Origin of the sequence: Okeania sp. SIO2F4 (genome assembly GCF_010672385.1) — a bacterium.
Lineage (GTDB): Bacteria > Cyanobacteriota > Cyanobacteriia > Cyanobacteriales > Microcoleaceae > Trichodesmium.
On the sequence record NZ_JAAHGT010000110.1, the window covers coordinates 4,598 to 16,232 of the forward strand.

Consider the following 11,635-nt stretch of genomic DNA (forward strand, 5'->3'; position numbering starts at 1 on the left):
CTATTGCTCTATACGCAATAGAACAGAAAAATTTCAGCATCCAGCTCCGGGAGCTTCAGCAAATGAAATAACTATTGCTCTATACGCAATAGAACAGAAAAATTTCAGCATCCAGCTCCGGGAGCTTTATAGAACAGAAAAATTTCAGCATCCAGCTCCGGGAGTTTCAGCAAATGAAATGACTATTGCTCTATACGCAATAGAACAGAAAAATTTCAGCATCCAGCTCCGGGAGCTTCAGCAAATGAAATAACTATTGCTCTATACGCAATAGAACAGAAAAATTTCAGCATCCAGCTCTGGGAGCTTCAGCAAATGAAATAACTATTGCTCTATACGCAATAGAACAGAAAAATTTCAGCATCCAGCTCCGGGAGCTTCAGCAAATGAAATAACTATTGCTCTATACGCAATAGAACAGAAAAATTTCAGCATCAGCTCTGGGAGCCTCCGCAAATGAAATAACTATTGCTCTATACGCAATAGAACAGAAAAATTTCAGCATCCAGCTCCGGGAGCTTTATAGTAAAATTTTGTACCTAAACAGTATAGAAATTGCCATAGTGTTTTCAAATGAGATGTAAATCTAGATTGAGGTTTTTCTAATAAAAAAGTCTGGTCTTGAGTACCCACTAATTCTTTCATAAAGCTACTATTTCATGCTGTTTACCCTTCTTCCCTATTCCCTATTCCCTTTTTAATAGGACTCGGTTTCTGCTTCTGCATTTCAAGAGTATTATCTAATAATTTATTTCTTTGAATAAATTCCCTCACTATCTTTTTGACAATACTCTTAATACTATATTTTTCCAGTGATTATCCTTTTAAAATCCATTTCCAATTAAAAGAAACGGTGCCCAATAATAGGGGTGACTATACTCGCCATTAATCATAGAAATTTGTGCTTTTTGTACTGCAGCTGACTTGCTTGCTCCATTCTTCAAAGCTACATAAAAATCACTCATAAATTCTTGAGTACCTTGGTCATCAACTCGCCATAAAGTTGCTATACTTGCTGTTGCGCCAGCTTCTTGTATCTTATAACCAAAACCGAGTATTTCTTCTCCATTTCCTAGCTCTTTTCCCAAAGCAGTTTGACAAGCACTAAAAATGACTAATTCTACATTCTTTAAATTCCAATTTTCCACATCTCGTAAAGTAGCGCGGTTGCCATCTCCAAATAATATAAAAGATTCTTCTGGATGACCACTGACAAAAGCAGAATGAGTAGCAAAATGTACAATATTATAGCTATCCATTTTTGCTTCTATAGCTTCTTTAGTAAAAGCATTACCTAACAATTTATTTGTTTCAGTAAATGTCTTTTCTATCTCCTCTACTTCTACTCCTGCAAAGGGCAATGATTCAAATTCAAATTTGCGTTGACCGACCTGAAAATTATAACTTCCTTCTGTTAAAGCACCTGCCAAAATTAAAGGTTTAAATTTTTCTCTAGGTTCTAAATCCATTAAACTTGCAGCAGTAATATTATTAATTTGAAACCTTTCTGCGAACCATTTTTTTCCATCATGTAGTGCTGCTAAAGGAATATAACGTAGTTGACTATCAGGTGCATAAAGAATATTTTTAGTTTGAGTAAGTTTTAGATGAGGTTCTATAGGTTTAATCAACCAATTATATAATTTTAATCCTTCTTGTATAACTCTTTGGTCAGATTGATTTCTATTTGTTAATTGCGCTCTTAATCGAAGGAGAGTTTTATTAAATTCTTTCTGACTTACTGAAACAGTGCGATGAAATGGAGGAGAATTAGCACTAACTAATATTAATTCTAGTCGGTCTTCTAAAAGTAACGGATATAAGACGACAGTATTTTGAAGGTTATTTTCCTGTAGTTCAGATTGTAGCCAAAGTGCTATATCTGAACTTAGCTTTTGACTCCTAGAATTTTTCTCTAATTCTGAAACTATAGATTTGACTTCTTCACTATCAAAAAAATCTTGGATTTTTGCTAATTTTTCCTGTAAGTTATTTTGATTGTTACCATTGCTTTTAGCCGCTTCATCTATTAGCTGAGTGTATTTATCCCAAAACATCTTTTCTGACTCTAGCAATGGAACTTCACTATATTCATAATCATCAGCTTCTAAACTCCCAATATATTCAAATGTCTCTTGTATATGGAGTAAATCTAAAATTTGGTGTGCTTCTAAAGCTCGTTTTTTTTGCAGCAATAAGTCAGCTAAAGTGCGATATATTTCAGAAATGCTTTCTATATATAGATTTTGCTCTTCTACTGGTGATTTTTTCAAATCTTTGCGGATATTTTCAGTAATATTAACTGATTGTTTATAGAAAATTATTGCCAATTCATCTTGATTTTTTCTTTCTAAAAATTTACCTATATCAGCAAGAGTAATTCTCTGTCCATCTTGGTCTCCAAGCTGTCGTTCAATAATCAAAGTATTAGTCAAAAATTTTAGTGAATCTGAATGTTTATGTTGATTTGACTCTCGATGAACTATGCCAATATGATGAAGAGTAGATGCACGATCCTGGCGATCGCCTATTTCTTCTTGAATAGTTAATGCTTCCTGATGATATTTTAATGCCTGAGAATATTTCTGTTGTTCTCGATAAATTACACCTATATTATCTAGGATTTTTGCTATACCAGTATTGTCTTGATTTTTCCGATTAACTTCTAAAGCTTGTTGATAATATTCTAAAGCTTTAGGAAATTCTTTTAAGTGGCGATAAATTGCTCCAATATTATTTAAAATTTTCGCTTTTTCTGGATGATTTTTATTTAAAGCTTGCTGATAAAAATTTACAGCTTGCTCATATTGACCTAACTGTGAATATACCAAACCCATATTACTTAATATAGAACTGATATTTTCATTATTTTTTTCTTGTTGAGCATTTTTCAAAGCTTCCTGATAAAATTCTAAAGCTTTCAGATATTTACTTTGAGCATCATAAACAACAGCAATTTTATTTAAAGTACGAATAATGCCAGAGCGACTCCCCTCTTGAGTATAAATTTCTAATACTCGTTTGAATTTTTCTAGAGCAACCTTAAATTTACCATTATTAAATTCTTCTGTTGCCTGTTGCTCAAGTTCCTGTACCTCCATTTCTAGATTGTTTTGTGAAATGGAATGACTATCATTTTTTATAAGTTGTGCTAGTGCTTGTGAATTTGTATTCAGTTTTTTCTCAACTACTATAAATGGAGTAATAATTAATAAACATACAGTAGGTATAATTAATTTAAAATTTTTCCAACTTATCATTTTACTAACTACATTTTTTGTGTGTCTTGATTTCTATTATATATAGATATAAATTATATTAAATTCGGATGAATAGTCATAAAATTTTATCTTGAATTTTTCATGCAGGTGAAACACATAGTTTTCCTTCTCTCTTGCCTGTTTATTTTTTCCTTCTTACAAATTGTTTGATTTGTTATGATGAATTTTTTACCGAAAAATTTGGTTTAAAGTCTCGCCCTTCTAGGGCAACTTTTTAGTTGATGAGTGTTTCAATAAATATGTTATCCTAAATGTTAGTTTTAAACTCAGACTATGAAATCTAGATTTAAGTACCTTATATATCCAACACCAGGACAAAAGTACCGATTAGCAAAGCTGTTTGGTTGTACTCGTGTTGTTTGGAATGACAGTCTAGCTTTTTGTCAAGAAAAATACAAGTTAGGAGACAAAAAACCTGGCTTATCTGAACTACAAAAAACAGTTCATTACTCAGGCTAAAAATACTGAAGACAGAGAATGGTTATCAGACGTTTCTGCTATACCATTGCAGCAATCTTTAAATGATTTAAACCAAGCTTATCAAAACTTTTTAAATCAACTAAAGGTAAGAGAAAGGGTAAACCTGTTAAACCTCCTAAATTCAAAAGTAAGAAGTCAAAACAAACTGCTAGATTTACAAGGGGAGGTTTTAAAATTGGTCAGCATAAGGTTCCTAGCAACGCCAAGATTGGAAAGCTGAAAATTGTTTGGTCAAGGGAACTACCTACTGCTCCATCATCAGTAACAGTAATCAAAGATTGTAGGGGCGATTCGCATAGATGCCCCTACTAGGTATTTTCTGAGTTTTGTAGTAGAAATTTTACCAGAAGTATTGCCTAAAACTGACAATTCAGTAGGTATAGATTTAGGAATTAAAACTTTTGCTACGGTAGGGACGTTGCATAAGGGCGTCCGTACATGGTCAAAAAATTGATGCTCCTAAACCCTTGAAAAAACGGATTAAGAAATACAGAAAGTTAAGCAAGTCATTATCTGACAAAACTAGGAGGTCGAATCGTTATGAAAAAGCTAGGCTAAGAATAGCTAAGTTCCATGCTAAATTGAAAGATACAAGGGACAATTTTCTACATAAATTATCTACTGAAATAATTCGTGAAAACCAAACAATTGTTTTAGAAGTATGACAATGTATCTGGTATGGTGAAAAAGCGGTGCGACCCCGCGACGACGAAAGTCGCAAGGGAATGCGCACCAAGAGATCGCAAATTATCCAGAGCAATATCAGATTTAGGTTGGAGACAATTTAGGACGCTGTTAGAAGGAAAGGCAGAAAAATACGGTCGTGATTTTGGAGTAATTAGCAAATGGGAAGCAACATCTCAAATTTGCTCTAACTGTGGATTCAAAGGTGGAAAATTAGACCTTTCAGTAAGAGAATGGGAGTGTCTCAACTGTGGTGCCAAACACGACCGTGATGAAAATGCAGCAATAAATATATTAGTCGCGGGCGGGCAGTCCGAGACACTAAACGGACGTGGAGGCAAGCGTAAGACTACCGCATCTGGCAGCAGCAGCCAATGAGACGTCAACCCGCATCGGAGCTACGGCTCGGTAGGAATCCCCGTGCCTTTAGGCCGGGGAGGATGTCAATTCTTAGCGTTTTAAACTGTTATGTTACTGGTCTACCGACTTATTTTTATTTTCCTTTGATAAATCTGATGCTGAATTATCAGCTTCATTTTTTTCCTCAGCAGAAACAGAAGTAACTTTTTCTTCCCCATTATCACTATCTCCAGTAGTTATTTTTTCTGGTGATACTAGGTTATCTTGAACTTCAGAAACTTCTGCATTTACTGGAGTTCCTGAAATAGATTTTTCAGTAGATATAGATTCTGCTTCTGAGGATGAAGTTGCTTCTTTTTCAACTTCTGTCAAAGTAGTTTCCTCTGCCTGAATATCAGATATTGCAGACTCTTCTTTTTCCATTAAAGATTCTTGTTGAAGTTGAGTATCTTCGGTCTGACTGATAGTCTCATTAACTTCTGAAGTAACTTCTTCACTAGAGGTTACTTGCTCAGTATCAGCTTGAATTTTTGTAGATGTTGAGTCAGAAGAAGTATTTTTACTATCTCTACCTTTAATGGCATTTTTAAGATTACTCAATATTCCACTCACAGGCGTCAATAACTGAGAAAAACCACCTACTTTTTTGGAGGAACTTGTCTGTAATTCCTGAGATGTTTCTGATACAGTTTGAGCCTCGGTTAAAACATTTTCTTCTGTCATACTTTCAGTTGTATCTACTTCAGAATCTTCTGTCACTTTGCTGGAGTATGAAGTAGTTTCATCTGATAATAATTCAGATTCAGTTTCCCCTGGTTTAACTTCATTAATCAAATCTTCAGTAGTAATATTTTCTAACTCTTGAATAGAAGTTTCTGTTGACTCAGCTAAATCTGATTTAGGCATAGTTTCTACTTCTGGTGTAGATGTTGTCTGAGGAAGAGTTGTTGATTTTTCCTGAGTATTATCTTGAGTGCTTTTCTGAGTTGATATTTTGGTTCGCTCTGCAACTGGGGTCACTTGGCGACGCAACGTCAGACTTTCCCAGCCAAACCAACCTATTAAAGCAACACTTGCCACTTGACCCAATAGCACTGCACCTGTAATTCTACCCGCACAGAACCATAATACTAGAGCATAAAAAAGACCTACACCACTCCAGATAAAATCGTTTTTCCGATGCACTTCTGGAAAGAAAAAGGCCACCATATATAAAGCTAAACTACCAAGACCAACAGCTAAGGCCAATATGTTTGTAAGCATAAGTTTAGGTACTCCCACTATATTTTCCTATATGGGGTCATTTTATCGTTCATTGACATTCTCCCGACCTTGGACTTGAGGAACAATGAGAAATTCCTAAACCGTTGCTGTGTACCACGACCCTTTTCATGCGGCGTAGCGTTTCATGTGGGTGAGAGCCAAAAACACAATTTAGGTCTCTGTTGAATATAGCTGAGTATAGCACTAGGCATTTAGGTTAGGACATTACTCAACACTGTTTGCAGAGCATTTCCCCAGGAAAAACTTAGTCAGAGATACTTTTGACTTCTGACTTCTAACTTCTGTACGTCGCCAATCCGACGGCTCCCCTATGCGCGTAGCGCTATAGCACCTGCCTTCCTAGAAAATATGTAGTGAGATAATGTCCAGTCTTAGAAATGATTATTGGACTAATCAAATTTTCTCTACTAGGGAAAATTTTAACTATTATAGTTCAGAGTTAAGGATTTGTTAATTAAATCGTGAGTTTAATCACTTTTTTACCTAATTTCAAGTCACAGACGATTACTAAAGTTGTCTCGTAAGATAGAAGTATTAGACAAGTTTAAAAATAAATTGTTCTATATTTTCATCAAAATGAAAGGAGGGTTTGAAATGTGGGAAAAAATTTTGTTAGCGACTGCTGTTACCTTCTCTTTACATATCTTTGCGGGGATAGATTTATCAGATATTAAGTCACCTGTTTCCTCTTTATCTCCTTCTGTAACTACAGCAAACAGTAAAATGCCAAATTTATCATACCCAAACTTATCATATATTCAAGAAACTTTTCCATCTTCAACTCTGACAAATATCAAAACTTTTATGAACAAATAATTTAATATTGATAGAGTAGTTATGAACTTATAATAAATCAGAATAAATGTGTTTGAAATATTACTAATTTTTTTGATCGGCATAATTCCTTGCCTAGTTTCTTTATGGATTATCCACAAGTTTGCACCAAGGACTACAGAAAGACTTAACTCAGTTAGATTAATTGTAAACTATAGACAAAGAACAGCTATATCTAACCAACCAGAACAACAATATATTGAAGGAGTAGGATATATAATAGGAGACTTAACTTGTAAGTTTAATGCTAGGTCTTCTCAAGTTCGTTGTGCTGTTAATCCCCTAGGTCCATGTAAAGGTTGTCGTGATTATCAGTCAATGGATATTGAGTAATTCAAGTAATTTGGTAGTTCTTTGATTATTGTGATTTATTCTGAGTCTCAATGTTTTAGGAATAATGAATCACCATAATTATCTGGAAAGTTATGTTTCAACTCAGACAATTAATTCGGATGTAATTATTTTTTGTATAGATACTTTTTTCCTACTATAAATAAACCCACAGTGATTAGACATCTTGCCAATTTTTTCATAATATAATATCAAGCTATTCCTTTTTGGTCTTTGCTCGGCAGCAAGTATCATAAAACAGCGATCGCTAATCGTCAAAAAATAATTAAACTTTAAAACAAGAATTATTGTTTAATAATTAAAGACAATTATTCATCCAATTAAATTGATTTAATAATGAAATATTGGCAAGCCAAAAAGTTAAAAGTTTGATAATTTTAAGGGTTTAACAGGGAAAAAAACTTTCAGAGTGATGGTTTTCAAGGTTAAAGCTTGCCTAATAAAGAAAAAAGAAACCAGGACGTAAACCCAAGTTAATAGTTGAAGATAAAATTCTCATGACGGTTCAGTATTTGAGAGAATATAGGACTTATTACAATATTGGTCAAGAGTGTAAAATGTCCGAATCTAAAGTCTGTCGTATTGTCTATAAAATAGAAAATATATTAATTAAATCTCATCAATTTCGTCTCTCTAGAATTAATTATTACTAACACTTTATAAATCATATAAATTGTCAAAACTCAAAATTTTTTATCCCTTTTTTAGATATTTACCTGTTCCCTTTTCCCTAGCTACAGCAACATATTATGAAATTAGTATAACTGCTCAAGAGTTAAGATTCAAATTTTATACTTGTGCAAATATTCTAATCCTAAAAATATAGCTGTGATAGTTCCACAAACATTTATTTCTCCCATCAAAACTCTCTGAATAACCTCATAAACAGGTATTAAAACTACCTCAATTTCTTCTGTAATATCCAGCTCTTGTTGTTGAGACTTAATCATATTTTCAGCAATAAATAAATGAATAGAATTAGTATCTTTAACAGGATTATCATATAAAGTTGCCAATCTAATTAATTTCTCAGCCACATATCCAGTTTCTTCAGTAAGTTCTCTACTAGCAGCTACTTCAGCAATTTCCTCTTGAGGATTAAAAGCTCCTGCAGGTAGTTCTAATAAAACTTCACCAACTCCATGTCTATATTGACGGACAAATACAATTTCTTGTTGAGCAGTTACAGGAAAAACAAGAGCAATATCTGGTCTAACATTAATAAAAAAATCATCTATAATTTTGCCATTTGGTAACTCAACTTCATCCTGTCTTACCTGACACCATTGATTATTAATTACCAACCTAGATTGTAAAAGCTTCCATTTTTTTAAATCAGTCATAAGTACCTGTGCAAAATTAATTTATTTAAGGGAGTAGGCAGTAATAGAAAAAATATACAACTATACTTTATAAGATAAATAGAGCCAAAATAATTTAGCTTATCTACTTTAAAAGAGCAGGAAGTCGGTAGTAGAGGAAAAAAGATACAAGTATAATTTATAAGTAGAGCCAAAATAATTTAGCTTATCTACTTTAAGGGAATAGTACAGTAGGGGAAAAAATATACAAACTTTATAAGTAGAGCCAAAATAATTTAGCCTATCTACTTAACTTCAGCACCAAACATACAATTAATTTTGCTTGAATACTTAATCAATAGACATGAGTAAGGATTTAATCAACTCAACCAGACTAACTCAAGATTTACAAAAAGTAACCTCAGACTTGCATCAAATTAACTCCTTTGCTGGAATACTTCGCTTTGTTGTATTAGGTTTTGTCTTTCTCAGTTTAGTCACAATAGCCTGGTCAACATCCAATAACTATTTATTTTCGGGTATTAGCATTTTCGCGGGACTCTTCTATGCTTTCTGGCTAATTTGTACCCATGATATGACTCATCACACCTTAACTGGGTGGAGATGGTTCGACAGTATTATCCCTCGACTAATAAGTTGGCCGATGTTTTGGCCTTACAGTGTTTATGCTGCACTGCACAAACTACATCATGGTTGGAATGGTAGTGACTTACGAGACCCAGAAAGGGTGCAGTGGACATGGCAAGAATATCAAAATTCTTATCCTCTTGTGCAATGGTATGTGCGTCATCAATGGAGTATTGATATTTTTCTGGCAGGAGGAGTAGGGTTAATTCTGAAGACTTTTATTCATGGTTGGCGCTACCGAAAGTTAGTTTCTTGTCTCCCCCAACAAATATTTCTAGATGTAGGAGGAATGATATTAGTACATGGAGTTTTGCTCAGTTTTGCGATTACAAATGGGGAATTATTACGCTATTTACTGTTTTGGTTAATATTAGAAAGAGTAATTGGCATTGTGATGCAAACTCGTGACCATCTAGAACATTATGGACTTTGGGGTAAAGCGAAAACTTATCAACTTACTCAACTTTATGCCTCTCGTAATCTTAAAGCAAATTCTGTTATTGGATGGTTAATGGGAGGGTTGAATTATCATGGAGTTCATCATGCTTTTCCTGGGATTCCTTTTAATAATTTGCCAGAGGCTTTTCAGCGTATTCAAGGAGTTTTGAAGAGTCATAATTTACCTTTGATGAAAGTTGATGATGGTTATTGTCATAAAACTTGTTTTTTGAGTAGTCATCCTACTTTGATTTATCAGGGTAAGTCTTCTGAGATTAGAGAATATAATCAAATCATTTTGACAAGAAATAATATTGTTTCTAATTAATATGTTGTCCTGTTTTGATTCTGATTATTGGCTATAAATTAATGGTAAGCATTTAGCTATTAGCATTCAGCATTCAGCATTCAGCATTCAGCTTTTAAACATACAGGACTTGACTTTGGTTAGCGGTCATGTGACCTTTTTATTCATAACTTTGAATTTTCGTAAGGCGACTAATTCCTCCAGAGAGTGTGATAATCAGTTAATAACTCATAGCTGAAGAGCGTAGTTCCGACCCAGGAGGCTAGCTGTTAGCTGACGGCTGAATGCTTACAATTAATGTACATTTGTATTAGGAATAGTAAAAATAATTAGCCTAGGTAACAGGGAAAGACTTTGAAGTCGAAGGGCTACTTTTTATAGTTAGTCTTGAACCGGGGAGTAGGGTCAGAGGAACGTTGAATGAAACGTCCGTACAGAATAGTAAACATACGAATAATTAACACGTTTGGCTGATTGTTGATAGCTAACTGCTGAATAATTACAATTGTTATACCTAAATAAAAACTGCTAGAAACACTAAAAAATTACCGAATAATTAATAATTAGTAATTCTGAATTAAATATCTTGGTTAAAAGCCTCCCCTTTTCAGGGGAAAAAAGCGGTCGAGGGATGGCGAGGTTTCCTCGCTTGCCTCCAATCGACCAAGAGAAGAAATAATATTTCCTTATATTCAATTCCCGAACGGTTTTAACCAAAGGTAATTATCCATTATCCATTAATGAAATCGGACTTTTAGAGATTATTTGGCAGTAACTCTTTAAATAAATTACTTAACTCTTGAGGATGAATCGGAGAAAGTATAGCATCATCTAAAACAACAGCAGCTCCCAAGTGTTGATTTTGTAAAATTTCCCAGTCAATAATAGTTAAATGATTGCGTGTTATAAAGGGCAGTTTTCTATGCCAATGTATCTTCATTTCTAATACTGACCCCCCACCTTCTCTCTCTGCTAACAAAATTGGTTCTGTTCTGTCATACTCTCCGTGGGGATGAATAATTAATATAGCTAATTTACCAATTTCATTCCTTTTACTGTTGAGACTTTTCTGTAAATCTAAAGCTAATTTATCGGCTGATTTTTGACTTTCCCCTACGGTAATTTGCAAATCATTTTGTGCAGAAAAGCCAAATCCTGAGAGAATATTTCCTGCATTAGCTACAGGCAGATTAAATTTAGGTATTGCAACTGATAATAAAATCAAAACTATAGCCAAGATGAGAGAATTTACCTTGTTAATCATTTGAAGACAAAATAACACATAAATAAAAGCTGAAAATTGAAAAAAGTCGTAGAAACTAAGTATCCCATTTTCCAATAACATAAAATACAAAAAATTATGCTGCTTACGAATCATCCCATCACCCTATCAAGTAGCAAACATTAACGTATTTCATATAATATGTAAAACAAGTGTTGGTTATTTTCTGAGATTAAAAAGTTCAGGAAACCTTTTTATCCAAAAATAAAGGTATAAAGCCTATATATTCATGGAGAAAAAAAAATCCTTGAGCGCCAACCCTCTTCTTTATAAGAAGAGATAATTATTAATTATTAATTGTTGAACTGTTGCCTTTTGCCTAAATAAAAGTGTTGAGTTTTTTTACACAACTCAAATAAAATTGCTATATACTTAGTTCCTACTA

General features: G+C 33.6%; 11 protein-coding genes and 1 pseudogene. 8 read left to right on the top strand and 4 right to left on the bottom strand.

Annotation, left to right across the window (positions count from 1 at the left end):
- Nucleotides 1-253 (top strand): hypothetical protein (locus tag F6K22_RS09715; RefSeq protein WP_293096444.1); only part of this gene is annotated, 253 nt, incomplete at its 5' end.
- Nucleotides 254-824: 571 nt separating this feature from the next.
- On the opposite strand, the gene F6K22_RS09720 is transcribed toward F6K22_RS09715, so the two are convergent.
- On the bottom strand, nucleotides 825-3,260 hold the full coding sequence (locus F6K22_RS09720) for a CHAT domain-containing protein (protein ID WP_293096447.1): 2,436 nt from the start codon (nucleotides 3,258-3,260) through the stop codon (nucleotides 825-827).
- 294 nt (nucleotides 3,261-3,554) lie between these two features.
- Here F6K22_RS09720 and F6K22_RS09725 point away from each other — a divergent pair, with 294 nt between their 5' ends.
- The 3 genes from F6K22_RS09725 to F6K22_RS09735 all read left to right on the top strand — a co-directional run bounded on the left by F6K22_RS09725 (nucleotide 3,555) and on the right by F6K22_RS09735 (nucleotide 4,823).
- Nucleotides 3,555-3,740 (top strand): helix-turn-helix domain-containing protein, encoded by a 186-nt coding sequence (locus F6K22_RS09725; RefSeq protein ID WP_293096449.1) that lies wholly within the window; start codon nucleotides 3,555-3,557, stop codon nucleotides 3,738-3,740.
- A gap of 488 nt (nucleotides 3,741-4,228) precedes the next feature.
- Nucleotides 4,229-4,426: a transposase gene (locus F6K22_RS09730; RefSeq protein ID WP_293096451.1), complete on the top strand. Its 198-nt coding sequence runs from the start codon at nucleotides 4,229-4,231 to the stop codon at nucleotides 4,424-4,426.
- Nucleotides 4,427-4,439: 13 nt separating this feature from the next.
- Nucleotides 4,440-4,823, top strand: a complete 384-nt coding sequence (locus tag F6K22_RS09735) for an RNA-guided endonuclease InsQ/TnpB family protein (RefSeq protein WP_293096453.1) — start codon at nucleotides 4,440-4,442, stop codon at nucleotides 4,821-4,823.
- Between the two features lie 93 nt (nucleotides 4,824-4,916).
- Here F6K22_RS09735 and F6K22_RS09740 read toward each other — a convergent pair whose 3' ends face one another.
- Nucleotides 4,917-6,068 carry a Ycf66 family protein gene (locus F6K22_RS09740; RefSeq protein ID WP_293096455.1) on the bottom strand — a complete coding sequence of 384 codons (1,152 nt, stop codon included), beginning with the start codon at nucleotides 6,066-6,068 and terminating at the stop codon, nucleotides 4,917-4,919.
- A gap of 615 nt (nucleotides 6,069-6,683) precedes the next feature.
- Between F6K22_RS09740 and F6K22_RS09745 the strand changes: the two genes are divergently transcribed.
- The 3 genes and pseudogenes from F6K22_RS09745 to F6K22_RS09755 all read left to right on the top strand — a co-directional run.
- Nucleotides 6,684-6,905: a hypothetical protein gene (locus tag F6K22_RS09745; protein ID WP_293096457.1), complete on the top strand. Its 222-nt coding sequence runs from the start codon at nucleotides 6,684-6,686 to the stop codon at nucleotides 6,903-6,905.
- Between the two features lie 48 nt (nucleotides 6,906-6,953).
- Nucleotides 6,954-7,256 (top strand): DUF6464 family protein, encoded by a 303-nt coding sequence (locus F6K22_RS09750; RefSeq protein ID WP_293096459.1) that lies wholly within the window; start codon nucleotides 6,954-6,956, stop codon nucleotides 7,254-7,256.
- 354 nt (nucleotides 7,257-7,610) lie between these two features.
- Nucleotides 7,611-7,906 (top strand): annotated as a pseudogene (locus F6K22_RS09755) (helix-turn-helix domain-containing protein); the annotation flags it as partial.
- A gap of 150 nt (nucleotides 7,907-8,056) precedes the next feature.
- On the opposite strand, the gene F6K22_RS09760 reads toward F6K22_RS09755, so the two are convergent.
- Nucleotides 8,057-8,617 carry an NUDIX hydrolase gene (locus tag F6K22_RS09760; RefSeq protein WP_293096462.1) on the bottom strand — a complete coding sequence of 187 codons (561 nt, stop codon included), beginning with the start codon at nucleotides 8,615-8,617 and terminating at the stop codon, nucleotides 8,057-8,059.
- A gap of 322 nt (nucleotides 8,618-8,939) precedes the next feature.
- Here F6K22_RS09760 and F6K22_RS09765 point away from each other — a divergent pair, with 322 nt between their 5' ends.
- Nucleotides 8,940-9,989: a fatty acid desaturase family protein gene (locus tag F6K22_RS09765; RefSeq protein WP_293096464.1), complete on the top strand. Its 1,050-nt coding sequence runs from the start codon at nucleotides 8,940-8,942 to the stop codon at nucleotides 9,987-9,989.
- 733 nt (nucleotides 9,990-10,722) lie between these two features.
- Here the strand turns inward: F6K22_RS09765 and F6K22_RS09770 are convergent.
- Complete coding sequence (locus F6K22_RS09770) at nucleotides 10,723-11,346, bottom strand: hypothetical protein (RefSeq protein ID WP_293096466.1); 624 nt, start codon at nucleotides 11,344-11,346, stop codon at nucleotides 10,723-10,725.
- Between the last annotated feature and the right edge of the window lie 289 nt (nucleotides 11,347-11,635).